This window comes from Frigoribacterium sp. ACAM 257 (assembly GCF_007954365.1).
Taxonomy (GTDB): domain Bacteria; phylum Actinomycetota; class Actinomycetes; order Actinomycetales; family Microbacteriaceae; genus Frigoribacterium.
Genome location: NZ_VOLO01000001.1, coordinates 1,347,790 through 1,374,484 on the forward strand (window position 1 = coordinate 1,347,790; position 26,695 = coordinate 1,374,484).

The 26,695-nt window shown below is 72.3% G+C and carries 24 protein-coding genes, 1 rRNA gene and 1 pseudogene; all 26 read right to left on the minus strand.

Annotation, left to right across the window (positions count from 1 at the left end):
• Positions 1-92: 92 nt before the first annotated feature.
• Positions 93-1,031 (minus strand): glycine betaine ABC transporter substrate-binding protein, encoded by a 939-nt coding sequence (locus tag ES689_RS06190; protein WP_223269417.1) that lies wholly within the window; start codon positions 1,029-1,031, stop codon positions 93-95.
• A 174-nt stretch (positions 1,032-1,205) separates the two neighbouring features.
• Positions 1,206-1,355 (minus strand): hypothetical protein, encoded by a 150-nt coding sequence (locus tag ES689_RS15560; RefSeq protein WP_191330202.1) that lies wholly within the window; start codon positions 1,353-1,355, stop codon positions 1,206-1,208.
• Between the two features lie 434 nt (positions 1,356-1,789).
• The gene (locus ES689_RS06195) at positions 1,790-3,295 is read right to left on the minus strand and encodes an MATE family efflux transporter (RefSeq protein WP_146901499.1); all 1,506 of its coding nucleotides are present in this window, start codon (positions 3,293-3,295) and stop codon (positions 1,790-1,792) included.
• A gap of 114 nt (positions 3,296-3,409) precedes the next feature.
• Positions 3,410-3,853, minus strand: coding sequence for a MarR family winged helix-turn-helix transcriptional regulator (locus ES689_RS06200; protein ID WP_146901502.1), 444 nt, complete (start codon positions 3,851-3,853; stop codon positions 3,410-3,412).
• Positions 3,854-3,878: 25 nt separating this feature from the next.
• Positions 3,879-4,472 carry a hypothetical protein gene (locus ES689_RS06205; protein ID WP_223269418.1) on the minus strand — a complete coding sequence of 198 codons (594 nt, stop codon included), beginning with the start codon at positions 4,470-4,472 and terminating at the stop codon, positions 3,879-3,881.
• A 17-nt stretch (positions 4,473-4,489) separates the two neighbouring features.
• Positions 4,490-4,873 carry a hypothetical protein gene (locus ES689_RS06210; RefSeq protein WP_146901505.1) on the minus strand — a complete coding sequence of 128 codons (384 nt, stop codon included), beginning with the start codon at positions 4,871-4,873 and terminating at the stop codon, positions 4,490-4,492.
• A gap of 146 nt (positions 4,874-5,019) precedes the next feature.
• Positions 5,020-6,696 carry a hypothetical protein gene (locus ES689_RS06215; protein WP_146901508.1) on the minus strand — a complete coding sequence of 559 codons (1,677 nt, stop codon included), beginning with the start codon at positions 6,694-6,696 and terminating at the stop codon, positions 5,020-5,022.
• A gap of 79 nt (positions 6,697-6,775) precedes the next feature.
• Positions 6,776-8,485: a hypothetical protein gene (locus ES689_RS06220; RefSeq protein WP_146901511.1), complete on the minus strand. Its 1,710-nt coding sequence runs from the start codon at positions 8,483-8,485 to the stop codon at positions 6,776-6,778.
• Positions 8,482-8,793: a hypothetical protein gene (locus ES689_RS06225; RefSeq protein ID WP_146901514.1), complete on the minus strand. Its 312-nt coding sequence runs from the start codon at positions 8,791-8,793 to the stop codon at positions 8,482-8,484. Before ES689_RS06225 ends, ES689_RS06220 begins: the two co-directional genes overlap by 4 nt.
• A 142-nt stretch (positions 8,794-8,935) precedes the next feature.
• Positions 8,936-10,444 carry a ribosome biogenesis GTPase Der gene (gene der, locus ES689_RS06230; RefSeq protein WP_123545333.1) on the minus strand — a complete coding sequence of 503 codons (1,509 nt, stop codon included), beginning with the start codon at positions 10,442-10,444 and terminating at the stop codon, positions 8,936-8,938.
• Between the two features lie 8 nt (positions 10,445-10,452).
• Complete coding sequence (gene cmk / locus ES689_RS06235; protein WP_191330204.1) at positions 10,453-11,286, minus strand: (d)CMP kinase; 834 nt, start codon at positions 11,284-11,286, stop codon at positions 10,453-10,455.
• On the minus strand, positions 11,283-12,395 hold the full coding sequence (locus tag ES689_RS06240; RefSeq protein ID WP_146901980.1) for a prephenate dehydrogenase: 1,113 nt from the start codon (positions 12,393-12,395) through the stop codon (positions 11,283-11,285). The genes cmk and ES689_RS06240 overlap by 4 nt, the downstream gene beginning before the upstream one ends.
• A gap of 1,328 nt (positions 12,396-13,723) precedes the next feature.
• Positions 13,724-14,506: pseudogene (locus ES689_RS06245) on the minus strand (pseudouridine synthase); the annotation flags it as partial.
• Positions 14,496-15,101, minus strand: a complete 606-nt coding sequence (gene scpB, locus ES689_RS06250; RefSeq protein WP_146901517.1) for an SMC-Scp complex subunit ScpB — start codon at positions 15,099-15,101, stop codon at positions 14,496-14,498. The pseudogene ES689_RS06245 and the gene scpB, both read right to left, overlap by 11 nt.
• A complete protein-coding gene (locus ES689_RS06255; RefSeq protein ID WP_146901520.1) occupies positions 15,091-15,948 on the minus strand; it encodes a ScpA family protein in 858 nt (285 codons plus the stop codon). Before ES689_RS06255 ends, scpB begins: the two co-directional genes overlap by 11 nt.
• Positions 15,932-16,831 carry a ParA family protein gene (locus ES689_RS06260; protein WP_123545324.1) on the minus strand — a complete coding sequence of 300 codons (900 nt, stop codon included), beginning with the start codon at positions 16,829-16,831 and terminating at the stop codon, positions 15,932-15,934. The genes ES689_RS06255 and ES689_RS06260 overlap by 17 nt, the downstream gene beginning before the upstream one ends.
• A gap of 94 nt (positions 16,832-16,925) precedes the next feature.
• Positions 16,926-17,849, minus strand: coding sequence for a site-specific tyrosine recombinase XerD (gene xerD, locus ES689_RS06265; protein ID WP_146901523.1), 924 nt, complete (start codon positions 17,847-17,849; stop codon positions 16,926-16,928).
• A gap of 34 nt (positions 17,850-17,883) precedes the next feature.
• The gene (locus tag ES689_RS06270; RefSeq protein ID WP_146901526.1) at positions 17,884-18,456 is read right to left on the minus strand and encodes an NUDIX hydrolase; all 573 of its coding nucleotides are present in this window, start codon (positions 18,454-18,456) and stop codon (positions 17,884-17,886) included.
• 3 nt (positions 18,457-18,459) lie between these two features.
• Positions 18,460-20,205 (minus strand): CTP synthase, encoded by a 1,746-nt coding sequence (locus ES689_RS06275; protein ID WP_223269446.1) that lies wholly within the window; start codon positions 20,203-20,205, stop codon positions 18,460-18,462.
• A 185-nt stretch (positions 20,206-20,390) separates the two neighbouring features.
• Positions 20,391-22,100, minus strand: a complete 1,710-nt coding sequence (gene recN / locus ES689_RS06280) for a DNA repair protein RecN (RefSeq protein ID WP_146901529.1) — start codon at positions 22,098-22,100, stop codon at positions 20,391-20,393.
• On the minus strand, positions 22,097-23,062 hold the full coding sequence (locus ES689_RS06285; protein WP_146901533.1) for an NAD kinase: 966 nt from the start codon (positions 23,060-23,062) through the stop codon (positions 22,097-22,099). The genes recN and ES689_RS06285 overlap by 4 nt, the downstream gene beginning before the upstream one ends.
• Positions 23,026-23,871, minus strand: a complete 846-nt coding sequence (locus ES689_RS06290; protein ID WP_146901986.1) for a TlyA family RNA methyltransferase — start codon at positions 23,869-23,871, stop codon at positions 23,026-23,028. The genes ES689_RS06285 and ES689_RS06290 overlap by 37 nt, the downstream gene beginning before the upstream one ends.
• Before the next feature lie 8 nt (positions 23,872-23,879).
• The gene (locus ES689_RS06295) at positions 23,880-24,095 is read right to left on the minus strand and encodes a hypothetical protein (RefSeq protein WP_146901536.1); all 216 of its coding nucleotides are present in this window, start codon (positions 24,093-24,095) and stop codon (positions 23,880-23,882) included.
• A gap of 1 nt (position 24,096) precedes the next feature.
• Complete coding sequence (locus tag ES689_RS06300; protein WP_191330206.1) at positions 24,097-25,101, minus strand: HAD-IIA family hydrolase; 1,005 nt, start codon at positions 25,099-25,101, stop codon at positions 24,097-24,099.
• The gene (locus ES689_RS15565) at positions 25,094-25,969 is read right to left on the minus strand and encodes a hypothetical protein (protein WP_191330208.1); all 876 of its coding nucleotides are present in this window, start codon (positions 25,967-25,969) and stop codon (positions 25,094-25,096) included. Before ES689_RS15565 ends, ES689_RS06300 begins: the two co-directional genes overlap by 8 nt.
• A 648-nt stretch (positions 25,970-26,617) precedes the next feature.
• Positions 26,618-26,695, minus strand: a 5S ribosomal RNA gene (gene rrf, locus ES689_RS06305); the annotation flags it as partial.

The window sequence follows — 26,695 nt, forward strand, 5'->3', positions numbered from 1 at the left end:
TTCCGGACATAACGTCACCGCACAGCGCGGCATCTTGTCCGGAACGGGGCATCAGGGCGCGCGCGTGCGAATCGCGGGCCAGCCAGCGCCTCCTACGCGGTCAGCTCGTCGACGTAGTCGCCGTGCTCGGCCATCCACTCGCGCACCAACGGCTCGTAGTCGCTGCCGCTGTTCTCGTTGAAGAGCAGGTTGCAGAGCGAGAGCAGCTCGTCGTCGCTCATCGAGAAGTCGCGCAGCCAGCCGCCCGCCGTCGCGAACTCGTCGTCGAAGGTGGGACTGCCGAGCGCGTGGATCTCTTCGGCCGCGCCCATGGCACCCTCCGGGTCCTCCAGGTCGCGCAGCCCGTAAGCCTCGTAGGCCCAGTGCGGGCGGGCGAGGGTCGCGACGATGTTCTCGCCCGCGGCGTCGGCGGCCTGCAGCTCGGTCAGCAGCGCGGCGGTCGACGACGTGAGGAACTCCATGTCCTCCAGGCCGTAGGTCGGGATCGCCTGCTCCTCGGTGATCTTCGTCAGGCCGGCGCCGGGCTCGAGTCCGACGATCCGGTTGCCGAACAGGTCGGCGTTAGCGGCGAGCTCGTCGAGGGAGGTGATCGGTGCGTCGTCGTTGACGACGATCGTGTTGCGGGCGTCGGTGTACCAGGGGCCGAGGTCGGTGAGGTCGTCCCCGAACTCGTCGAGGTAGGCGGCGTGCGTGTCGGGCAGCCACGAGTCGAGCACGAGGTCGTAGTCGCCCGACGCGACACCCGAGTACCCCGGAGCCACGTCGATGTCCGTCAGCGTCACGTCGTAGCCCTCGTCCTCGAGCACGGCGCTCCACAGCTCGGACGCCGCGATCCCCTCCGGCCAGCCGGCGAACACGGCGATGGTGATCTCGCCCTGGTCTCCGTTGTCGAGGGCAGCCGCGGGAGGGCCTCCGGGCGTGCAGGCCGTCAGCCCGAGCGAGAGGGCGACGGCGGCGCCGCTCAGGGCCGTGGCGAGTCGGGCGTTCTTCTTCATGCGAGTGGTCTTCTTGATGCGAGTGGTCTTATTCACGGTGGGCCTTTCGTCTGCTCGGCACGCGCCGGCACCGAGACGAGGAGGTGCGGTGCACGCGACACGACGACGTCACGGACCGCAGGCGGCCGCGTCGGTCGCGGCCGCCGAGACGAGCCGCACGGCTCCGACCGGCGAGCGCGCGTCAGCGCGGCGGTCGGGTGCCCTGGCGGCTCAGGAGCGTGGCGAGACCGCGCCGAAGTGCACGGTGCGACGCGACCAGACGACGCTCGCGCGGCGGACGACGGAGCCGAGGGTGCGGACGCCGGAGGCGGAGGTACGGTCGACGGAGGCAGCTGCGGCGCGGGGCGCACACGGTGCCATGTCGGATCCTCCGGGCTGCTCGGGCTGGGGCTGGTCGGGGCTGGTCACGTCACGCCCGACGACAGTCGTCGCAGAGTTCTGTGACGCAGCCACGGTAGTCCCGATCACGCCCGCTGGCGAATGCGACGCCACTCCCGCCTCCTCGCTGCGATGCCCCGTTCCGGACGAGATCTCGCCGTCCGGCGCGGCATCTCGTCCGGAACGCGGCACGACGCCCACTGCGGCCCGACTCGACCCGCCTCGCGCACCGCTGCCGACTCGAGCTTCCGCACCTCCTGCTCGTCAGCCCGGCCCGCGCCTCCGATGCACCCCGTAGTGGACGATGCACCCCGACACGACGGGGTGCATCGTCCACTGCAGGGTGCTAGACCGTTGCGCAGCCAGGCGCGCCCCCGTAAGCAGCCGCACAGCAGGCGTAACGAACCGGGTTCCGCTCAGAGAACCGCGTCGCTCCGCCGTTCTGTGAACGGAACGCGGTTCGCCGCGACCCCGCGCACGATCGACCCGCGCACCGCGACCCACATCACCACGCCCACGACGAGCACCAGCACCTCGCTCACCGTGAGCGACCACACGATCCCCGCCAGCCCGAACACCGCGTTGCCGACGAGCACGATCGGGATGAACAGCACTCCCTGCCCCATCGACAGCACGATCGCGGGCACGGCCCGACCGGTCGCCTGGAACAGCGACGTCAGCAGCCCGGTGAACCCGTTCGCGACCGCGGCGACGAGCTGTGCCGTGAGGATCGTCACGCCGATCGCGAGCACAGACGGGTCGGCCGAGAACGCGCCGAACACGGCTTCGCGGAACACGAACACGACCCCGGCGACCACTCCGATCACCAGCGCGACCGCCACGACGGAGGTGCGGAGCGCGGCCCGCAGACGAGCCCCGTCGCCCTTGCCGAACGAGTACGCGAGCAGCGGGAGCACGCCGAGGGTGATCCCCATCACGAGGAACTCCGGCACCTGGGCGATGCGCACCGCGACCCCCATGGCGGCGAGCGCCCCGTCCCCGTAGGCGGCGGCCAGCCGGTTCAGCACCAGCGAGGTCACGATGAGGAACGACGCCTGCAGCAGCTCGCTCGCCCCGACCGAGAACACCGGCCCGGTGACGCGCCGCGCCACCGTGACCCAGCGCGGAGCCAGGCTGACGTGTTCGCCGTGCCTGCTCAGCCACACCGCGAAGTACGCGACGGCGACGGCGTTCGCGAGCCCGGTCCCGAGCGCGGCGCCGGCCACGCCCCAGTGCAGCACGAGGATGAACACGACGTCGAGCAGCACGTTGGCGACCGTCGAGATGATCAGGCCGATCATCGTCTGGCGGGCCGCTCCCCCGGCCCGGACGATCTGCTCGAGGCAGAACGCGGCCGCGAGCACCGGCACGAAGGCGAGCATGACGGCGACGTAGCTCGTCGTCTCGGCTCGGGCAGCCTCGTCGGTGCCGAGCACGGCGACGAGCTGGGGCAGCAGGAGGAGCCCCACGGCTCCCAGCACCGCCCCCGTGCCGACAGCGCCCCACAGCGCGAACGCCGAGACGTGCTTGATCTCGCCCGCCTTCGACGGGTCCGTCTCGGACGCGCCGAGCAGCCGCGAGATCAGGGCGCCGCCGCCGACGCCGAACACGCCCCCGACGGCCATGACGAGGCCGAGCAGCGGGGTGCCGAACGTGACGGCGGCGAGCATCGCGGTGTCGCGCTGTGAGCCGATGAACCCGGCGTTCACGACGTTGTAGAGCGCGCCGACGATCAGCGCGGCGGCCATCGGCACGCAGAGGTGCACGAGCGCCCGGACGATCGGCGCGGCCGAGAGGTACCAGCGGTCGGTGCCGGGCTCGGGCGAGGAAGGCGGATCGCTGACGGCGGCGCCGACGACGGCAGTGCTGGCGATGCCGACTGTGGTCGTGGTGGTGGTGGCTGAGGGCTCGACGGAGTCCATGGCTGCTCCTCTCCGGGGCAGGCTGGAGCGCGCGCCGACGGACGCCGGCACGGCGAGGGGGGGGTGGAACGGACGGGAGGAGGCGCGGCGCCGCTCAGGACGCCCCGCCGCCGGTCACCGGCGCGGCGGGGCCAGCTGTGAGGTGATCGTGGTGAGCAGGGCGAGCAGCTGGGCCCGCTCGTCGTCGTCGAGCGGCGCGAGGATGGCGTCGTCGACCTCGGCCATCGCCTCGGCGAAGCCCGAGACGAGCTCGGCCCCCGCGGCGGTGGCGTAGACGCGCTTGCGACGTTCGTCGCCGTCCTCGCTGCGTCTCTCGACGAGGAGGCGGCGCTCCAGCCCCTGGACGAGGCTCGACACGCTCGCCGCGCTCGTCCGCGTCATCTCGGCGATGTCGCGCTGGATGACCCCGGGGGTCTGCACGAGGTACCCGAGCACGAACGCCTGCTCGGGAGTGAGGTCGCGACTGCGCACCCAGTCCTCACCGCCCTTGCGCTGGGCCCAGGCGATCCAGCGCACGAGTCCGAGCGGGGTGGTGCGCATGTCCTCGGGTTCATCCATATTCAGGACTCTAACTGTTAGCTATCTAACTGTCAATGCGCGCCGTCCGCACCGGGCGCGGGAACGCCGCGCGCATGTGGTCCGTCGTCAGCAGGTCGCCGATGCCGATCATCAGCAACGAGAAGACGATCTGCTCGACGACCATCCAGCCCGGGTAGAGCCCGGGGATCGTCGCGACGATCAGCGTCACGATCGGGAAGATCCGACTGAACAGCCGCAGCCTCGAGTACGCCCACCAGTAGCCGAGCTGCGCCCGCCAGGCGAAGACGTAGAGCGACGCCGTGATGAAGAGCACCACGGTCGAGCGGAACCACACGGCCCACGGCACGTGCTCGCCCCGGCTCCACAGCACGGCGGCGATGAAGATCGCGGTCAGCCCGACGACGGTCTCGCCGAGCAGCAGCCACCGGATGCCCATGAACGCCCGGACCGTCCGCGGGTGCTCCCGCATGTCCTCGTGGATGACGTGCTCGGCCTGACGCCCCCCGGCGATCCTGTCCAGCCGGAGGCGCCTCCACAGCCGGTCGGCGGAGTCGCTGAGGGCGCTGGTCGCGTCCACACCGTCCCGGGGCCCGATCACCCCGCCTCGCACCGTCCGCACCACCCCATCGTGCCCCATCCCGCCAAGCGTTCCCGTCACTCGGCCGCGATCTCCCAGGGGTAGCCGTCCCGCTCCTCGTCGTAGGCGAAGCAGGTCGAGAAAGAGAGGACCTGCACCTTGTCGTCGAACTGCCTGAAGTAGTAGTTGCCGAGCTGGGCGCTCCTGAGCACCAGGCTGGGATCCCCCGTCGAGGCTTCGGTCAACTCGATCTCGAACTCGCCGGTGCGTGCCCAGCCCGCGCGGACGGCAGCCGCGACATCGCCGAGATCCGGCTGTTCCGTGACCCGGACGACGGTTGAGCTGCCCCAGCTCACGCCTCCCGGCGCACAGTCCATGATGGAGCCGCGGGTCTTCTCCTCGATCACGACCGTCACCTCGTCCGGCACGAACGACGCGAGCTCGACCTCGATGGCCTTCACGACCTGCTGGACCTCGACCAGCGTCTCCTGCGAGAGCGGGGGCGTTGCTCGTCGGAGCTCGAGCAGCGGCGTCGCGCACCCGCTGAGCACGATCATGAGGAGAACGACCGCTGCTGCCGTCGCCGCACGGCGGACCTCGGCGCGCATCACAGTGGATCCATCCTCTTGAGCTCCGCCAGGACGTCGCGGATCACCGGGTCGTTCCCCGGCCCGTCGCTCGCGATCAACGCGTGGTTCGACAGCAGCGCCGCCAACCTCAGGATGGCCGGCGAGTTCCACTCCACGGCGCGGTCCGCGAAGCTCTCGTACTCGTGCTGCTCGAAGTCGGCGAGGTACTGCGGGTTGTGGTGCCGGTAGACGACGCCCGTCGCCTGGACGACCCCGAGGGCGTCGTCGTAGCGGAACGAGTCGTACTCGGTGTCCGGCGAGCCCGACCACTCCTGCGGCGCCCCGGCCCCTGCGAGCGAGACGGCGTGGTCCCAGTGGGCGCCCGCGAGTTCCGAGGCCAGGACGTTCGCCGTGCCCCAGCTGTGGCCGATGCCGACGGACCGAGGAGGAGGCGACCCGACCGCCGCCCCGCCGACGTCCAGTCCTGCTCTGAACGCTGCCAGCCGTTCACCTGACTCGCGGGCGAACGACGACGAGTTCGCCTGGGCGAGCGCCTCGACGAGGTTCTTCTTCTCTGCGGGGAACACCTGATCGCCCCCGCCGGGGAACCGGCCGTCCTTGTAGACGAACGCGACGCTGTCGACGTCGTCTTGCGTCATCAGTCGACGGGCGAAGGCCTGCAGCCCCGAGCCGCCTGCCCAGAAATCCTTCATCTGTGCAGACGTCCCCGGCACGTACGTGTAGATCCGCTCCGGGGCTCCCGCGACGGGCCACTCCCCGAGCATCTCCACGATGCGATCGGCGGCACGGTCGTACGTGTACAGCTGGATCGTCGGCGGGACGGCCGCGGCCCCGCGGAGGTAGACGTTCTCCCGCTCGAGCTCGGCGATCAGCTCCCGCGCGCGGGGATCGTCCAGCGGGTGACGGGCGATGTCGTCGATCATCCGCTGGTTCTCCGCGACCTGCGCCGCCGCCGTGACCGCGTTCGCCCTGATGCGCACAGGAGGCGGCACGCCGTCCAGGTTCCCGATCAGCCACGGGACGGCGAGCACGAGGGCCTGCTGAGCGGCCGACAGTCCGTCTCCGGCGAGGGGGCGCAGGAGCGCGAGCGAGTCCCACCACCGCCGCACCGCCTCCGGCGAGGCCCCTGCGATCAGCTCGGCGAGGAACGGGCTCTCGCCGAACAGGAGAGCCAGGTCGACGACCGAGAGACCGTCCAGCCGGCGCAGCGCCTCCTCTGGGGTCGTCGCTCTGCTGACCTCTGCCGCAGCGATCCGCGGGGCGGTCGACGATGCGCGGTACAGGCCCGCGATGCAGGTGGTGTCCGCCGAGCCGCGCCGCTCGACGAGCTCGGCCCACCGTCGGCCGGCCCGGGCCAGCTCGTCGTGGTCGACCTCGGCGGCCTCGTCCCGACGACGCTCGAGGAGTCGCTGGGCCGAGGCGATGTCGTCGACCTCCTGTCCGTACGCCTCGAGCACCTCGCCGTGCTGCTCGAGGGCGTCCATGACAGTCGCGAACTCGTCGACGAGGAGCTGTCCTGCGTCGCAGAAGGCCGTGCCTGCCTCGGCCTGCCACTCCGTCGCCGCCCAACGCAGACAAGCCTCCAGCCGATGCCGACCGAGTCCCAGATCGTCGTGCTTCTCTCGCCGCACCCGGGCGAGGCGCGCCGTCTCGGCGGGGCTGCCCCGGCCGGGGTCGAGCGTCGAGACGGTCATGCGACGGGGCCGGGAACCGACATGTGGCTTCCCCAGATCGCAGCGGGTGCTGCCGCGCGCGGCATCGCTCGGGCCGTCGTCATCGGGGACCGACCGTGACCAGGTCGGAGATGACGTCTCGGAGCACCTGCTCGCTCCTGTCCCGGCCGGAGGAGACCAGGGCGTGGCGCCACACCGACGCCGCCGTCCGTTCCTCGAGTGGCGAGCTCCAGCGCAGCGCCCGGGCTGCCTCGCTCTCGGAGCCGTACCGTCCGAACTCGGTGGGGCGCCGGGAGGAGTCGCGCTCGGCACCGCGGGCCCCTGCCAGGTCGTGCTCCGCACCGACGCCGGCCAACACGACGACGTGGTCCCAGCGGGCGCCGGCCGTCTCGGACGCCAGCACGTTCGCCGTTCCCCAGCCGTGCCCGACCCCGACCGACCGCGGCGGCGCAGCCCCTGAGGAGGCCGTGCCTGCGGCGAGGCCCGCCCGGAAGGCGGCCAGCTGCTCGCCCGACCGACGCGCGAACGACGGGGAGGCGGCCTCGGCCGGGGACGCCGCGTCGCCTGCCCCGGGGAAGTGGCCGTCCTTGTAGACGAACGCGACGCTGTCGACCTCGTCGTCCCGCACGAGCCGACGGACGAAGCCCTGCACGCCGCCACCGTGCGTCCAGAAGTCGTCCATCCGGGTGCGGGCCCCGGGGACGTCCGTGTAGACCCGCTCCACGGTCCCGCTCCAGTCGCCGAGCATCTCGACGATCCTGTCCGCGGCGCGGTCGTAGGTGTAGAGCTGCACCGTCGGCGGGACGGTCGCCGCCCCGCGCAGGTACACGTTCTCTCGCTCGAGCTCGAGGATCGCCTCACGGGCCCGCGGCTCGTCCGACGGGGGCCGGGCGATGTCGTCGATGACCTTCAGGTTCTCGACCACCTGGCGCGCTGCGGTCACGGCGTTCGCCCTGACGCGAGCCGCGGGCGGGACGCCGTCGAGGTTGCCGACCAACCACGGCACGCCGAGCACGAGGGCCTGCTGAGCTGCGGAGAGGCCCGCGGCGTCGACGGGTCGGAGCAGGGCGAGAGCGTCCCACCACCGGCGCACCGCCTCCGGTGTGGCCTCGGCCACCAGGGCGGTCAGCAGGGGGGCGTCCGCGAAGAGCAACGCGAGGTCGAACGCGGAGGGGCCGTCCATCAGCCGGAGGACCTGCTCGGGCGTCGTGGCGTCACGAGCGGCTTGTGAGAAGTCGACGAACGCACCCGTCGCAGCGTCGCCGCAGAGCGCCGACATGCAGCCGCTGTCGGCCGCCTGTCGGCGCGTGACGAGCTCGGCCCACTCGCGCCCGATGTGCGCCAGCACGGTGTGGTTGACCTGCTCGCCCCGCTCGAGGGCCTCCAGCTCGAAGGCCCGGACCTCGTCGAGCGGTGACCACCTGCCTCCGCCGGACGCCGCCTCCTCGGCCTCGAGGAGCACCATCGACCGGATCGTCCACTCCAGGGCCTCCTCGACCTCGCCCCGCCGTCGCTCGAGCACTCGCTGCGCCGCAGCGATGTCGCCCACCTCGGCGCCGTACGCCTCGAGGGCGACGCCCTGGCGCTCGATGGCCGTCAGCACGGTGCCGATCTCGGCCAGCAGGACCTCGCCGGCACGGCAGAGCGCCGATGCGGCCTCGGCTCGCCACTCGGTCGCGGCCCAGCTGAGGCACTGCTCCAGCCGGTAGCTGCAGAGGCTGAGGTCGTCGTGCTTCTCGCGCCTCAGGCGAGCGAGTCGGCTCATCTCGGCCGGGCTGCCCCCGCCCGGGTCACCCCCGTCGTCGGTCATCGTGCCGCCCCGCCGTCACCCTTGCCCGCGTCGGCCACCTTCGCCGCCAGCGCCGCGTCGGCGGCTCGGACGCCCTCGGCGAACTCCCGAGGCAGGGTGGCCAGTCGTCCGGCGAGGTCGAGCGCGAGCTCGCAGCGCCGCGCGAGGTGGACCGAGACCTCGCGGAGGACCTCCGCCACGTCACCCGACCCCAGTGCCGCCGAGCAGTCGCCCGTCAGCACGTGCGAGAAGGTCAGCCCTTCGCCCACGTCACCTGCCGCCGCGGCCATCGCCCGCAGCGCATCCAGGTCCACATCGATCGTCGTCATGCCCAGCCCTCCGTCAGTGAGATCGGTCCACCTGAAATGTCAATTCATTCCAGGTGTACGTCACACTAGCAATGCAGGACGCCCGGCTGGGAGATGATCCACAACCGGGCGTTCACCGCACAGGGGCGGAGGGAGAGACGGACTACGGGCGCTTGCGCTTCTCGCGCACGCGCATGTTCACGGTGATCGGGGTGCCCTCGAAGCCGAAGATCTCGCGCAGGCGGCGCGTGATGAAGCGGCGGTACTGCGGGTCGAGGAACCCGGTCGTGAAGAGCACGAAGGTCGGCGGGCGGTTGGCCGCCTGGGTGCCGAACAGGATGCGCGGCTGCTTGCCCGAGCGCAGCGGGTGCGGGTGCTCGGCGACGAGCTCGGCGAGCAGGGCGTTGAACTTGCCGGTGGGGATGCGGGTGTCCCACGACTCGAGGGCGAGCTCGAGGGCAGGCACGAGCTTCTCGAGGTGACGACCCGTGCGGGCCGAGATGTTGACGCGTGGCGCCCACGACACGTGGTCGAGGTCCTGCTCGATCTCGCGCTCCAGGTACCGACGACGATCGTCGTCGAGCAGGTCCCACTTGTTGAAGGCGAGCACGAGCGCCCGGCCCGACTCGAGCACGAGGTCGATGATGCGCAGGTCCTGCGTGGAGATGGGCTCGGTGACGTCGATGACGACGACGGCGACCTCGGCCTTCTCGAGCGCTGCGGACGTACGGAGCGAGGCGTAGAAGTCGGCGCCCTGCTGCAGGTGGACGCGCTTGCGGATGCCCGCGGTGTCGACGAACGTCCAGATGCGACCGGCGATCTCGACCTGCTCGTCGACCGGGTCGCGGGTGGTGCCGGCCAGCTCGTTGACGACGACGCGCTCCTCGCCCGCGGCCTTGTTCAGCAGCGAGCTCTTGCCGACGTTCGGGCGGCCGAGGATGGCGACGCGGCGGGGTCCGCCGATCTCCTCCTTCGCGACCGTCGAGACGGCGGGCAGCTTCGTCATGATCATGTCGAGCAGGTCGGCGACGTTGCGGCCGTGCAGGGCCGACGCGGGGAAAGGCTCGCCGAGCCCGAGCGTCCAGAGCGAGGCCGCCTCCAGGTCCTTCCGGGCGTCGTCGCTCTTGTTGGCGACCAGGATGACCGGCTTGTGCGAGGCGCGCAGCATGCGGACGACGTGCTCGTCGGTGGACGTGGCCCCGACGTTGACGTCGACGACGAACAGGACGGCGTCGGCCAGGTCGACGGCGATCTCGGCCTGCATCGCGACGGACTTGTCGATGCCGATCGCATCGGGCTCCCACCCGCCGGTGTCGACGAGGGTGAAGCGGCGTCCGCCCCACTCCGCCTTGTACGAGACGCGGTCGCGGGTGACGCCCGGCTTGTCCTCGACGACGGCCTCGCGGCGGCCGAGGATGCGGTTGACCATGGCGCTCTTGCCGACGTTGGGGCGGCCGACGATGGCGAGGACCGGCAGGGCCGGGGCGTAGGTGAGGGCGTCAGGATCCCACTCGCCGCCCTCGAGGACGTCGACGTCCTCGTCGTCCAGCTCGTAGTCCGAGAGGCCGGCGCGCAGGGCGCGGGCGCGCTGCTCCGCGTCCTCGTCGGGCATCGCCTGGATGCGACCGACCATCTGGTCGTCGAGCTCGGGGTACTTGTCGTCGTCTGCCATGGAGGCTCCTAGCGTGTGGGGGTGCTCGCTCGCACGAGCTCGACCACGGCCTGCACCGTCCGGTCGAAGTCGAGATGGGTGGAGTCGACGGTCGACACGCCCTCGGCGGCGGTCATGAAGTCGACGACCTTGCTGTCCAGCCGGTCGCGGGTCGACAGCTGCCGAGCGGTCTCCTCGGCGGACTGCCCGGTGACCTCGGCGGAACGCCTGGCCATCCTAGCCTCTTCGCTCGCCGTCAACAGGATGCGCACCTGGGCGTCGGGCGCCACGACCGTGGTGATGTCGCGGCCCTCGGTCACGATGCCGGGCCGGTCGGTCGACGCGATGATGCGACGGAACAGGTCGACCATGAAGCGCCGCACCTCCGGCAGCTTGGCCACGTGGCTGACGGCGCCGGTCACGCGGGGCGTGCGGATCTCGTCCGTGACGTCCGCGCCTCCCACGGTCACCGAGGAGGCGCGGGCCGGGTCGATCTCGATCGCGTACTCGAACGAGGGCAGCGCCCCGATCACGGCGTCCGGGTCGTCGAGGTCGACGCCGCTGTCGAGCGCGTGCAGGGCGAAGGCGCGGTAGGCCGCGCCGGTGTCCTGGTAGTCGTAGCCGAGGGCCACGGCGGAGGCGCGGCTCACGCTGGACTTGCCGCTGCCGGCCGGGCCGTCGACGGCCACGACGACGTGTCGGTGCACCGCCTCCGCGGTCCGCTCGCGCAGCTCGGCGGTGTGGGCCTCGCCGGCGGGGCCGCCCACGCCGTGCTCGCCGGGGGTGCGCTCGACGTCGGTCTCGACGGGCGAGCCTGCGGAGCCAGCCGAGCCGACGGGGCCGGTCGTGCCCTCGGCGCTCATGCGAACGCCCCGGACACGGTCCAGCCGCGTCCCTCGAGCTCGGCGACGAGTCGTTCTTCTTGTTCGGGCACGATGCTGACCTCCGCGAGTCCTACCTGCGCGCCGGGCGAGTGCTCCAGCCGCAGGTCTTCCAGGTTGACGCCGATGTCGCCGATGTCGGCGAGCAGGCGGGCGATCTGGCCCGGGGCGTCGTCGACGATGACGACGACCGAGCTGAACCGTGTCGACTGCCCGTGCTTGCCGGGCAGGCGTGCGACGCCGGTGTTGCCGGCGCCGATGGCCTCGGCGACCGTGCGGCGAGCGCCAGGGGCCGAGGGGTCGGCGAGCGCCGCGATCACGCCGTCGAGGTCGTCGCGCAGCTCGCGCAGCACCTCGACGACACGGGACGCGTTGGCGCCGAGGATCTGCACCCACAGGGCCGGATCGCTGGCGGCGATGCGCGTGACGTCGCGCACGCCCCCGCCGGCGAGCCCCAGGGAGGCGTCGGTCGCGTCGCGCAGGCGGGTCGCCATGAGGCTCGACACGACCTGCGGCACGTGGCTGACGAGGGCGACGCCTGCGTCGTGCTCCTCGGGCGTCATCTCGATCGGGGTGGCGCCGAGGTCGAGGGCGAGGTCCTCGACGGCCGCAGCACGGCGGTAGCTGATGTCGTCGTGGCCGGCGATGACCCACGGGCGGCCGGCGAACAGGTCGGCGCGGGCCGAGATGGCGCCGCCGCGCTCGCGACCGGCCATGGGGTGCGAGCCGATGTAGCGCGAGACGTCGGCGCCGCGGGCACGGAGCTCGTCGAGCGGCGCGACCTTGACCGAGGCGACGTCGGTGACCAGCGCCTCCGGGAACGCGTCGAGCTCGCGGTGGACGATCTCGGCGGTGACGTCGGGCGGCACCGCCACGACGACGAGCACGGGGGCGTCGCCCTCGGCGGCGACGCGACCCGCGCCGTAGTCGACGGCGAGGCTGCGGGCCGCGGGCGAGGCGTCATCGAGGATCACGTCGACCCCGTGCTCGCGCAGCCGCAGCCCGATGCTCGTGCCGAGCAGGCCGGAGCCCACGATCCGCACCTGGCCATCGAGACGGCGCGTGCCGCCGACGAGGTCGTCGACGGTCACGCCGGGGCGGCCCGAGCCCGTGCTCGCGTCAGTGACGCTGAGGTCCGTCGAGGAGGCGCGGGTCGGGTCGGTCACGACCGCCCGCCCCCGCGGGGACCACGTCCCCCGTCGTCGGGGCGGCCACGGAACGGACGGTCGCCGCCGCGCTCGGGGCGTCCGCCGCGGTCGTCGCGACCCTGGTAGCCGCCGCGCTCAGGGCGTCCGCCACGGTCGTCGCGACCGGAACGGTCGTCACGACCCTGGTAGCCACCACCCGCAGGACGACCACCACGGTCATCGCGCCCCTGGTAGCCGCCACGCTCGGGGCGTCCACCGCGGTCGTCACGACCACCACGGTCATCGCGACCCTGGTAGCCGCCACCCGCCGGGCGACCGCCACGGTCGTCACGACCCTGGTAGCCACCGCGCTCCGGGCGTCCACCACGCTCGTCGCGGCCCTGGTAGCCGCCGCGGTCGTCGCCGTCACGGGCGCTGCGGTCCTCGCGGCCGCCGCGGCCGGATCCGGGTCCGCCAGCACGGACGCCGGAGGGGCGGCCGGTGCGCGGGTCCTTGGGCAGGTCGCGGTTCGGGTAGCCGGCGGCGCGTTCCTCGCCGGGACTCAGCGGGCGGTCGCCACCACGGGGAGCACCGCCGCGGTCGTCGCGCGACACGTAGCCGCCGCGGTCCGGGCGTCCGCCACGGTCGTCGCGCGACACGAAGCCGCCGCGCTCGGGACGAGCACCACGGTCGTCACGACCCTGGTAGCCACCACGCTCCGGGCGACCACCACGGTCGTCACGACCCTGGTAGCCACCACGCTCCGGGCGACCACCACGGTCGTCACGACCCTGGTAGCCACCGCGCTCGGGGCGACCGCCGCGGTCGTCGCGAGCAGCGCCTCCTCGTGCACCCGAGCCAGGACGGTCGGCGCGGGGGGCGTAGCCCCCACGGTCCTCGCGAGCGGCATAGCCCCCGCGGTCGCTGCGGTCGTCGCGCCCCTGGTAGCCGCCACGCTCCGGGCGGCCGCCACGGTCATCACGCACGGGGCGCCCACCGCGGTCGCCACGGTCGGCACCCTGCTCGCGGCGTCCTGCCTGCTCGCGCCGCACCTCCGCGCGTCGCGACACGGGGGCGTCGCCCTTGCCGACGCCGGCACGCGGGCCGGCACCGGGCACGCGGCGACGGGCGTCGCGGGCGTCGGTCTCGGGGTCGTACTCGTCGTCGTCCTCGTCGTAGAACTCCTTCTCGACCTCGTCCGCGTCGAGGGCGACCTCGACCACGTCGGCCTCGTCGACCGGGGCGTCGCCGCTCTCGATCGTCGGGACGGAGTCGACCTTCGGCGACGGCGAGGCGTCGCGCGCGATCGTGAGGATGGCGCCGAGCTCGGTCTTGTTCAGCGAGCGCACGTGGCCCGCCTTGAGGGTGCCGAGGTGCAGCGGGCCGAACGAGCGGCGGACGAGGTCGATGACGGGGTGACCCACCTCTTCCATCATGCGGCGGACGATGCGGTTGCGCCCCGAGTGCAGGGTGATCTCGACCAGGGACGAGTCGGCGGAGCGCGACAGGCCCGCGCCTCCTGCGACGACGGCCGCGCGGTCGGCCGCGATCGGGCCGTCTTCGAGGTCGACGCCGGCGAGCAGCTGCGCGAGGACCGCGGGCGTGACGACGCCGCGCACCTTGGCGATGTAGGTCTTGGTGACGCCGAACGAGGGGTGCGCCAGCACGTGGGCGAGCTCGCCGTCGTTCGTCAGCAGCAGCAGGCCGCTGGTCTCGACGTCGAGGCGGCCGACGTTGAACAGGCGCTCCTCGAAGTCCGAGGTGAACTGACGGAGGTCGGGGCGGTCGGCCTCGTCGCTCATCGTGCTCACGACGCCGACGGGCTTGTTCAGCATCACGTAGCGACGCGTCGTGTCGAGCTGGACCGCGGCGCCGTCGACGACGACCTTGTCCTTCTCGGGGTCGATGCGGCGACCGGCCTCGGTGACGACCTTGCCGTTGACGGTGACGCGGCCCGCGGCGATCAGGTCTTCCGAGACGCGACGCGAGGCGACGCCCGCGGCGGCCATGACCTTCTGCAGGCGCTCGCCCGTGGGCAGATCGTCGTCGTGGGTGGTGGTGGGGTCAGATGACATCGTCGAATCCTCCGGATCCGTCAGGGAGGAGCGGGGAGATCAGCGGGAGCTCGTCGAGCGAGGCGATGCCGAGGTGGGTCAACAGGAGATCCGTCGTTTCGTAGGTGAGGGCGCCGGTCTCGGGGTCGGTGGACGACTCCGTGACCAGGCCGCGACCCACCAGTGTACGGACGACCGAGTCGACGTTCACCGCGCGGATCTGCGCGATGCTGCTCCGGGTGATGGGTTGCTTGTAGGCGATGACCGCCAGCGTCTCGAGAGCCGCCTGCGACAGTCTGGACGGGTTCTCCGTCAGCACGAAATCGCGCACGACGCGATCCAGCTCTTCCCGGACGTAGAAACGCCAGCCGCCGCCGACCTCACGCAGCTCGAAGCCGCGTCGGGGCGTGCCGTCGACGCCGTCGAAGTCGGCGACCAGGTCGGCCACGGCGCGGCGCACCTCCGCGGTCGGCCGCCCCACGGCCGCGGCCAACGAGAGCAGCGACTGCGGCTCGTCGGCGACCAGCAGCACGGCCTCGAGCGCCCGGGCGGTCGCGCGGTCGTCGTGCGCTGCGGCAGAGCGGGTCGAGGAGGCGGTCGTCGCGTCAGCCGTCATAGTCGGCCCCCAGCGAGTCCAGTGCCTCGTCGGTCCAGTGCTCGGCGATCCACCGCACACTGAGCTCGCCGAGCGGCTCCACCTGTTCGAACGCCAACGATCCGTGGCGGTAGAGCTCGAGCAGCGCCAGGAACCGCGCGACGACGACGCCCTTCTGGTCGACGTCGGCCACGAGCTCGCGGAACGTGGCGACCCCGGCCCGCCGCAGCACCGCCACGACCCAGGCCGCCTGCTCGCGGATGCTCACGAGCGGGGCGTGCAGGTGGTCGAGGCCGACTGTCGGCACGGCCTGGGGCGTGAGGGCGAACGCGGCGAGCGCTGCGAAGTCGTCAGGCGTGAGCGTCCACACCAGCTCGGGCGTCGTGACGCGGTACTTGTCCTCCAGCCTCACGGTGCGGGGGTGTCGGCGGGACTCGACGGCGCCGCGCTCGGCGAACCACTCCGCCGCCTGCTTGAAGGCCCGGTACTGCAGCAGCCTCGCGAACAGGAGATCGCGGGCCTCGAGCAGCGCGACGTCTTCCGCGTCGACGAGCTCGCCCTGGGGCAGCAGGCCGGCGACCTTGAGGTCGAGCAGCGTCGCCGCGACGACGATGAACTGGCTGGCCTGGTCGAGGTCCCGGTCGGTGTCGACCGTGCGCAGGTAGCTGATGAACTCGTCGGTGACGGCGCTGAGCGCGACCTCGGTGACGTCCATCTCGCGCTTCCCGATGAGGGTCAGGAGCAGGTCGAACGGACCGCTGAAGTTGTCGAGGACGACCTCGAACCCCCGCGTCGGCGCGCCGACCTCGGGATCAGGAGCACCGCTGGGTCCAGCGGCGACGACGGGTGCCTCAGGCTGCGGCACCACGCGCGATCAGCTCTCGGGCCAGCTGGCGATAGGCCTGCGCCGCCGGGTGCTCGGGGGCGAACTGGGTGATGGGGATGCCCGCGACCGAGGCGTCGGGGAACTTCACGGTGCGGCCGATGACGGTCTCGAGCACCTCGTCGCCGAACGCGTCGACGACCCGCTCGAGCACCTCGCGGCTGTGCAGGGTGCGCGAGTCGAACATCGTCGGCAGGATGCCGTCGAGCGTGATGGCGGGGTTCAGGCGGTCGCGGACCTTCTCGATCGTCTCGACGAGCAGGGCCACGCCGCGCAGCGCGAAGAACTCGCACTCGAGCGGGATGAGCACGCCGTGCGCCGCGGTGAGGGCGTTGACGGTGAGCAGGCCGAGCGAGGGCTGGCAGTCGATCAGGATGACGTCGTACTCGGCGCTGACCTGGCGGATGATGCGGGCGAGGATCTGCTCGCGGGCGACCTCGTTGACGAGGTGCACCTCGGCGGCCGAGAGGTCGATGTTCGCCGGCATGACGTCGAGGTCGTGCACGCGCGTCGGCACGATGACGTCGTGTGCGTCCTTCACCGAACCGATCATCAGGTCGTAGATCGTCGGCTGGTCGTGTGCCTGCACGCCGAGCCCCGCGGTCAGGGCGCCCTGGGGGTCGAAGTCGATGGCGAGCACGCGACGGCCGTACTCGGCGAACGCGGCGCCGAGGTTGATGGTGGTCGTGGTCTTGCCGACGCCGCCCTTCTGGTTGCAGAGGGTGATGATGCGCGCGGGGCCGTGGCCGTCGAGCCGCTCGGGGACGGCGAACTCGGTGCGCGGGCGACCGGTCGGACCGTTCGCGGGAACGGTCGCCGGAGCGCTCTCGAAGAGGGCGGGCGTGCTCGAGGTCGACTTGGTGCTCACACGTCGATGGTACCGGCGGCCCCCTGCCGAGCCGGGCTGACGCGCCCGCCCCGGAGGCAGGAAGCCTCATGCGGCGGATGAAGGTAGTGCCTGGTCAGGAGGCAGGTCGGAGCGCCCGCGGGTGGGCCGTGACGTACATGTCGCGCAGGGCGTCCGCCGTCACCAGCGTGTAGATCTGCGTCGTCGCGACGGACGAGTGGCCGAGGAGTTCCTGCACCACCCGGACGTCGGCGCCGCCCTCGAGCAGGTGCGTCGCGAACGAGTGCCTCAGGGTGTGCGGCGAGACGTCGACCTCGAGCTCGGCGCGCTCGGCCGCGGCCTGGATCACGAGCCAGGCGCTCTGCCGCGAGAGCCGCGCGCCCCGCGCGCCGAGGAACAACGCGGGCGTGGCGTCGCCGCGCACCGAGAACTCGGGGCGGCCCCGCACGAGCCAGGCGTCCAGCGCCCGCCGCGCGTAGCTGCCCACCGGCACGATCCGCTGCTTGCCGCCCTTGCCGAACAGCCGCACGACGTCTCCCCCGTCGATGACGTCGTCGACGTTGAGCGAGACCGCCTCGCTGACGCGGGCGCCCGTCGCGTACAGAAGCTCGAGCAGCGCCTTGTCGCGCACGCGCGCCGTCTCGTCGCCGTCGGTCGCGGCCAGCAGCGCCTCGACCTGCGCGACCGAGATGGCCTTGGGCAGGCGCGACGGCAACTTCGGCGGGCGGACGCCTGCCGCGACGTCGACCGCGACCAGCCCCTCCTCGTGCAGGAACCTGTGCAGCCCCCGCACCGACGACAGCACCCTGGCCACGCTGGAGGCGCGCAGCGGGTCGTCCGCCCGGGTCGCCAGCGCGGCGGGGAACGCCGCGACGTCCGCGGGCGCGACCTCCTCGACGGAGGCGCGTCCCGCCTCCTCGAGGTGCGCCGCCCAGAGCACGAGGTCACGTCGGTACGCGGCCGTGGTGTTCGGGGACAGGCCGCGCTCGACCGTGACGTGCCTCAGGTAGCGGGCCACCGCCTCCTCGATCGAGGTCATCGTGCGCTCGTCCCGACCGCCGGCTGCCGCGTCGTCAGCGGCGGGCGGCGACGGTCGCGGCCAGCGCCGCGATGCTGAGGATGGAGTTGTGCAGGCGCCCGGCCAGCACGCCGTCGACGATCTCGTCGAGGGCGACCCAGCGCTTCTCGATGTCCGCTTCTTCGTCGGTGCGGTCGAACGCGGCAGCCGTCGCGGTCACGCCGGTGGCCCGGTAGACCGTGACCATCTCGTCGTTGCCCCCGGGGGTCGTGTGGAACGAGACGAGCTCGTCCCAGTCGGTCGCCTCGAGGTCGGCCTCCTCGGCCAGCTCGCGCTTGGCCGCGTCGAGCTTCGACTCGCCCTCGGCGTCGAGCAGGCCTGCCGGCAGCTCCCAGTCGCGGCTGCGGATCGGGTGCCGGTACTGCTTGATGACGAGCACGCGGTCGTGCTCGTCGACCGCGAGCACCGCCACTGCCCCGGTGTGCGCGACGTACTCGCGCGTCATCGGCGATCCGTTGTAGTCGACGACGTCGCGGACGACGTTCCAGACGGCGCCCTCGAAGACCGTCTCGGAGGAGGTGACGGTCGGGTCGGCAGGCTCGTCCCGCAGCAGCTCGGAGTCGGTCACGGTTCAGGACCGCCCGGGGGCGGCGGCCTCGGCCGCGCCGTCGGTCGAGTCCTGGGCTGCAGCTGCGGCGACCGCGTCGGCACGGGTGCCGGTCGCGTCGTCGCTCCCGTCCTCGTCCGCGAACAGCCGGCTCGAGTTCTGGCGTTCGAGCGAGGCCCCGACGAGGCCGCTGAACAGCGGGTGGGCGCGGTTCGGTCGCGACCGCAGCTCGGGGTGCGCCTGGGTGCCGATGTAGAACGGGTGCTCGGCACGGTCGAGCTCGACGTACTCGACGAGGGTGCCGTCGGGCGAGGTGCCCGAGAACACGAGGCCCGCGTCGGCGATCTGCTGGCGGTACTGGTTCGAGACCTCGTAGCGGTGGCGGTGGCGCTCGTCGACGAGCTCGGAGCCGTAGAGCTCGGCCGCGAGCGAGCCCGCCTGCAGGGCGGCCGGGTACAGGCCGAGGCGCATGGTGCCGCCCAGGTCGCCGTCGGCGATGATGTCGACCTGCTCGGCCATCGTCGCGATGACGGGGAACTCGGTGTCGGGGTCGAACTCGGACGAGGAGGCGCCGGCCAGGCCGGCCTTGTCGCGCGCGTACTCGATGACCATGCACTGAAGGCCGAGGCAGAGGCCGAGGGTCGGGATGCCGTTCTCGCGGGCGAACTTCAGGGCGCCGAGCTTGCCCTCGATGCCGCGGATGCCGAAGCCGCCGGGCACGCAGATGCCGTCGACCTGCGACAGCGCCGCCGCCGCGCCCTCGGGCGTCTCGCAGTCGTCCGACGGGATCCAGACGAGCTTCGCCTTCGCCTGGTGCGCGAAGGCGCCGGCACGCAGGGCCTCGGTGACCGAGAGGTAGGCGTCGGGCAGGTCGATGTACTTGCCGACGAGGCCGATGGTGACCTCGTGCTTCGGCTGGTGCACCGCGTCCAGCACGGTCTGCCAGCCGGACCAGTCGACCTCGCCGGCCTTCTCGGCCAGGCCGAGGTGGCGGATGATGTACGAGTCGAGGCCCTGCTCGTTGAGCATCGAGGGGATGTCGTAGATGCTCGCCACGTCTTTCGCGTTGACGACGGCGTCTTCGTCGACGTCGCACATCAGCGCGATCTTGCGCTTGTTCGCCTCGCTGACGGGGCGGTCGCTGCGCAGCACGAGCGCGTCAGGCTGGATGCCGATCGAGCGGAGCGCCGCGACGGAGTGCTGCGTCGGCTTCGTCTTCTGCTCGCCCGAGGCACCCATGTAGGGCACCAGCGAGACATGCACGAAGAAGACGTTGTTGCGCCCCAGCTCGTGCCGCACCTGGCGCGCGGACTCGATGAACGGCTGGCTCTCGATGTCGCCGACGGTGCCGCCGACCTCGGTGATGATCACGTCCGGGGCGACGTCGCCCTCGGCCTGCTGGCGCATGCGGCGCTTGATCTCGTCGGTGATGTGCGGGATGACCTGGACGGTGTCGCCGAGGTACTCGCCCCGGCGCTCCTTGGCGATGACGGTCGAGTAGACCTGGCCCGTCGTGACGTTCGCGGCCTGGTCGAGGTCGATGTCGAGGAACCGCTCGTAGTGGCCGATGTCGAGGTCGGTCTCGGCTCCGTCGTCGGTGACGAACACCTCGCCGTGCTGGAACGGGTTCATCGTTCCCGGGTCGACGTTGAGGTACGGGTCGAGCTTCTGCATGACGACGCGCAGCCCGCGCGCCGTGAGCAGGTTGCCGAGGCTGGCGGCCGTCAGGCCCTTGCCGAGCGACGAGACGACGCCGCCGGTGACGAAGATGTGCTTCGTGACACTGGTCTTGGTCGCGCTGGAAGCGTTGCGACCAGCTGTCGTGTCCTGATCCGGCGAAGCGGACTCCGAAGGCCCACCTCCGTCGATCGAGGAGGAATCAGGGCCCGAGTTCTCAACGTTCACCACGGGATTCCATCCTATGTCACGCGGGGCCGGTCAGCCACCGCTGCCTGTTACGAGTGTGTGACGGCGCGGCCGGCCGACGCGAGCTCGAGCAGCTCGCGGGCGTGGTCGAGGCCGCTGGCGCTGTCGGGCAGCCCCGAGAGCAGCCGGGCCATCTCGGCGACGCGCTCGTCGCCCTCGAGCTGCTGCACGCTGCTCGCGGTGACCTCGCCCGACGCGTCCTTGACGACGCGCAGGTGGTTCGTCGCGAACGCGGCCACCTGGGCGAGGTGCGTCACGACGATGACCTGGGCGCGCTCGGACAGCGCGGCGAGTCGGCGGCCGATCTCGATCGCGGCGGACCCGCCGACACCGGCGTCGACCTCGTCGAAGACGAATGTCGGCACGTCGCTCGACCCGGCCATGACGACCTCGAGGGCGAGCATGACGCGCGAGAGCTCGCCTCCCGATGCTCCCTTGCCGAGCGGGCGGGGCTCGCTGCCCGGGTGCGGTCGCAGCAGCAGCGACACGACGTCGGCGCCGGTGCTGCCGAGCTCGTCGCGCGGCGTCACCTCGACGACGATCTCGGCGCCGGTCATCGCGAGGGCTGACAGCTCGGCGCTGACCCGCTCGGACAGGTCGGCACCGGAGGCGCGGCGCAGGTCGCTGAGGACGCTCGCCCTGGCCTCGGCCTCGGCCCGGAACTGCGCCACCTCGTCGTCGAGCGAGGCGAGCCGGTCGTCGTCGCCGTCCAGCTCGACCAGGCGTCGGCTGCCCTCGTCGAGCAGGCGCAGCACGTCGTCGAGGCCAGGACCGTGCTTGCGCATCAGCGACGTCAGCTCGGCACGACGGGTCTGGACCGCCTCGAGGTCGCCCGCCGCGTCCGCGTCGAGGCCCCCGAGGTAGCTCGACAGGCGCGACGACGACTCGGACACCTGCACGCTGACCTCAGCCAGCAGGTCCGCGATCGGCGCGAGAGCAGGATCGTGGGGGGCGACGCGCTCGACCTGGCGCCGCGCCTCCTCGACGAGCGAGAGGACGTCGCGGGTGCCGTCGACGGCGTCGGTCGAGAGGATCTCGTGGGCGAGGCCCGCGGCGAGCCGCAGGTCTTCCGAGTTGCTGAGCCGGTCGGCCGTCGCGTCCAGCTCGTCGAGCTCGCCGGCCACGGGAGCCGCCGCCTCGATCTCGTCGATGGCGGCGCGCAGCGCGTCGGCCTCGGCACGGCGCTCGTCGCGGTCGCGGGTGATCTCGGTCAGCTCGTCGCGGGCGGCGGTCCACGCGTCGAAAGCGGCCCGGTAGGAGGCGGCGGCCGCGGCGAGGGGCGCGCCTCCGTGCGCGTCCACCGCCGCCCGCTGTGCCTGGGCCGACTTGAGACGGATCTGCTCGGACTGCCCGTGGACGACGACGAGGTGGTCGGCGAGGTCGCCGAGGACGCCGATCGGGGCGGAGCGGCCGCCCACGACGGCACGGCTGCGCCCCTCGGCCGAGACGACGCGGCTGAGGAAGAGCTCGCCGTCGTCGACGTCTCCCCCGGCGTCGTGGACTCGCTCGACCACGGCGCCCTCGGCCGGGACGACCCACCGGCCGTCGACGACGGCCTGGGCGCTGCCGGAGCGCACGATGCCGCTCTCGGCTCGCTGGCCGAGCAGGAGGCCGAGCGCGGTGACGACCATGGTCTTGCCGGCGCCGGTCTCGCCGGTCACGGCGGTGAAGCCTGGCCCGAGGGGCAGGGTCGCACGGCCGATGACGCCGAGGTCGCGGATCGCGATCTCCTCGATCACGACGCATCTCCCTGGTCTGGGCCGCGCCAGCCGGTCACGGGCAGCTTGAACTTGGCGACGAGGCGGTCGGTGAACGGCCCCTGTCGCAGACGGGCCAGCAGCACGGGCTGGTCCGAGCGGGTGCACTCGACCCGGGCGCCCGGGGGCAGGTCGTGCTCGCGGCGGCCGTCGCACCAGAGGATGCCGCGGCCGTCCGTACGGCTCATCACCTCGACGGCGAGCGTCGAGTCGGGGCCCACGACGAGCGGCCGGGCGAAGAGGGCGTGTGCGCTCAGCGGCACGAGCAGCAGCGCCTGGACCTCGGGCCAGACGACCGGCCCGCCGGCGGAGAACGAGTAGGCGGTCGAGCCGGTGGGCGTCGACATGACGACACCGTCGCAGCCGAACGACGACAGGGGGCGCCCGTCGACCTCGATGACGACCTCGAGCATCCGCTCGCGCGACGCCTTCTCGACGGTCGCCTCGTTCATCGCCCAGGTGCGCCAGACGACCTCGGAGCCCTCGACGACCCGCACGTCGAGGGCGAAGCGCTCCTCGACGTCGTAGTCACGGGCGACGACGCGCGACACGGCGTAGGCCATCTCGTCGCGCTCGCTCTCGGCGAGGAACCCGACGTGGCCGAGGTTGACCCCGACGATCGGCGCCCGCGTGCCACGGACGAGCTCGGCGGCGCGGAGGATGGTGCCGTCGCCGCCCAGGACGATGACGCACTCGAGGGAGTCGAGCGAGACGTCCTCGCCGAGGATGTCCACCGGCTCGATGTCGGGCGCCGCCGTCTTGATGTCGTCCCACTCGTCACGGGAGAGCACGGGCACGACACCCGCGGAGACGAGGAGGCCGCAGACCTCGAGGGCAGCGTCGAGCGAGTCGCGCCGCCCGGTGTGGGAGACCACGAGGATGTTCCGTGCCGTCGTGTCGATCTCTCTCACGCTCCCGTCGTGCTCTCGGACCTGCCGAGCCATTCTGTCGGATTGGACCCGTGACGAGCCGAGAACCGCACGACGTACTCCTTGTTGCCCGCCGTGCCGACGATGGGTGAGGGGATGATCCCGGCGGTGCCGAGGCCGAGGTCGTGCGCCGCCCAGAGCACGCCGGTGACGGCCTCGTTCCGCAGCCGGGCGTCGTGCACGACGCCCTCGCGGATCCCCTGCCGGCCCACCTCGAACTGCGGCTTCACGAGCAGGACGAAGTCGCTGTCCACAGGCACGCTGGCGACCAGCGCGGGCAGCACCATCGTGAGCGAGATGAACGACAGGTCGGCGACGACGAGGTCGATCGAGGAGGCGCGGTCGCTGAGGCCGTGCAGCTGGCCGGCCTCCAGGTAGCGGGCGTTCACGCCCTCCACCACCGTGACGCGCGGGTCGCTGCGGACCGACGGCGACAGCTGGCCGTGCCCGACGTCGAGCGCGACGACGCGCTCGGCGCCCCGCTCGAGCAGCACCTGCGTGAAGCCGCCGGTCGACGCGCCCACGTCGAGGGCCGTGCGGCCGCGGGGGTCGACGTCGAAGGCGTCCAGCGCCGCCACGAGCTTGTGCGCGGCACGACTGACGTAGTGGTCGAGGCCTGCGACCTCGACGGTGTCGGACTCGACGACGCGGGACGACGCCTTCACGACGCCCGAGCCGTTGACCGTGACCAGGCCGTCGGCGAGGAGGCGGGCGGCGTGCGTGCGGGAGCGCGCGAGCCCCCGAGACGCGAGCGCCGCGTCGAGACGCTGGCCGGCCCGCTCCGCCTGCTCGGCGGACGAGGCGGCGTCCTCCGGTTCCTCGATGCGGACGGTCACCGACCACCCGGGCTGTCGTCGGTCTCGCCGGTGCGCTCGCCCGTGCCCTCGAGCGCGAGACGCAGCTCGTCGTGCACGGCGCCGAACGCAGCCGCACGCTGGTCGAGAGGGAGAGCTTCGATGGTCTGGAGGCGTCCTGCCAGCTCGGCCATCGCCTCCTCGTCGGACGTCGTGTCGACGGATCTCGGCTCCTGCTGCATGGTGTCGTCCACCCTACTCACCGGGGTGCAGGGCAGGGTCGATGTCGAGGCCGTAGATGGCCCGCCCGGTGCCCCAGACGGCGTGCGCCCCGGCGCGCAGCAGGTCGACCGGGTCGTCTCCGGCCGCGAGGACCCGGACGACGCCGCCGCGGACGGCGACGCGAGCGCCGCGCACGGTGACCACGTGGACGTCGTCCTCGTCGTGCTCGGCGATCTCGGGATACGGCTGGCTCAGCTCCCGCAGGTCGCCGACGATGAAGTCGGGTCGCGAGCCCTTCTCGGCCGCGAGCACCTGCTTGGCACCGTCGATGCCGGTCAGGACGAGCACGGAGACGAGCCCCGCACGCCGCGCCCCGAGGATGTCGGTGTCGAGCCGGTCGCCGATGAACATGGCGGTCGTGGCGCCGAACCGCTCGACGGCCGCGGTGAAGATCGGCGTCTCGGGCTTGCCCGCGGTCACGGGCAGACGGCCGACGGCGGTGTGCACGGCGCTGACGAGCGTGCCGTTGCCGGGTGCGGTGCCGCGCTCCTGCGGGATGGTCCAGTCGGTGTTCGTCGCGATCCACGGGATGTCCGCCGCGAGGGCGAACGACGCCTCGGCCAGGTCGGACCAGCCGACCTCGGGGCTGAACCCCTGGACGACCGCCGCGGGCTGGTCGTCAGCCGAGCGCGTCACGCGGAACCCCTCGGCCTCGAGCACGGACGTGAGCCCGTCTCCCCCGACGACGAGGACGGTCGAGCCGGCCGGCACCGCGTCGACGAGGAGGCGCACGGCCGCCTGCGGGGACGTCACCACGTCGTCCGCGGTCACCTGCAGCCCGTAGCCGCTCAGCTGCGCTGCCACCGTGGCCGCGGTGCGCGACGCGTTGTTCGTGATGTAGCCGACCCGGTGCGTCTCGGCGGCCGCGGTGAGGCTCTCGACGGCGTGCTCGATCGCGACCGAGCCGCGGTACACGACCCCGTCGAGGTCGGCCAGGACGGTGTCGACCCCGTCCAGGGGCGTGCGGCCGTCAGCCACGGTGCTCTGGCTCCGCGTCGGTGTCGGTGTCGGTGTCGGTGTCGGTGTCGGTGTCGGTGTCGGTGTCGGTGTCGGTGTCGGCAGCAGCCTCGTCGTCGGCCGGGACCGGCTCCTCGTCGGACGCAGGTGCCTCGTCTGTCTCGGGCACGTCGTCTGCAACAGGCTCCTCGAGCGGCACGGACTCGTCCTCGGCGTCCCACGACTCGTCCAGCTCGAGCTCTTCCTCGACCACCTCGACCGTCTCCCGGTCGTCGTCTCCGTGGTGAGCCTCGAGTGCGGCGTCGGCCCGCTCGGCCAGCGTCCGCCACTCGTCGGCGTCGCGCTCGCGCCCGAGGTCCTCGAGCACGGTCGCGTACGCGTCGAAGAGCGCCGGGCTGTACTCGAAGGCACGGCGGCGATCGAGCTGGGGGATCTCCAGCTCGCCGAGGGCCGCATCGGGCTGGCCGAGATCGAGCCGGGCACCGCTCATGGCGATCGCCAGCGAGACGCGTACGGCGGGAGCCAGCGTCGAGACGTCCACTGACCGCCCCAGCTCGAGCGCACGCTCGGGACGGCCGAGCCCGCGCTCGCTGTCCACCATCAGCGGCAGCTGGTCGTCCCGTCCGGTGATGCGCCGGTAGGTCCGCAGCTCACGGAGGGTCAGCGCATAGTCCCCCACCGTGTACGCCGTGATCGCGATCGTCTCGCGCACGACGCCGATGCGACCCGCACGACGACCGGCCGAGAGCGCGTGCTTGTGCGCCTCCTCCGGCTCCTCCTCGATGAGGCGGCCGGCCATGACCAGGTGCTTGGCCACCCAGTCGGCGTTCTCCTTGCTCAGCGTCTTCAGCTCGCCTCGGGCGACCTTGTCCAGGTCGCGGGGCTCCACGTCGTCGGGGACGTGCGCGACCTCCTGCGCCGGCCGGACCGACTTGAGGCCGTAGGGATCGCGATCCTCGGGCGTCTCGCGGTTCCCCTGGTACCCGCTCGAGGGACGTCCACCGGTTGAGGGACGTCCACCACCCGTCGAGGGTCGACCGCCGCCACCGGTGGACGGGCGCCCACCACTCGACGGACGACCGGAACCGGTCGAGGGACGACCGCCGGTCGAGGGACCGCCTCGACGGTCTCCCCCGCCCTGAGGCCGACCCGAGGAGGCGCGGTCCCCGTACGCAGGACGCTCACCGCGCTGGGGCCGGTCGCCCCGAGCCCCGCGGTCGCCGCTCGACGGACGACCCGACGGCCGCTCCCCCCGTGCACCGCCGTCACGTCCGGAGGACGCGTCTCGTCGGGGTCGGTCGGGTCGGTCGTCGTCGCGGTCGCTCACGGAGATGCTCCTCGTTCTGTCGTGCAGGCAGCTGTTGTGTTGTAGGGGCTCGCGCCCCGGAAGTCGATCGGCCAGGACGAGAGATGCTCGCCGCGACCGAGGTACGAGACTACCAACGGATGGCCCCGAGGCGAGCCATCAGCTGGTCGGATTGCCAGGGCGTTAAACAAGAAGAGCCCCTCCGGTGGAGGGGCTCTTCTGTCAAAAGGAGTCCGGCGGTGTCCTACTCTCCCACAAGGTCCCCCTTGCAGTACCATCGGCGCTGAGAGTCTTAGCTTCCGGGTTCGG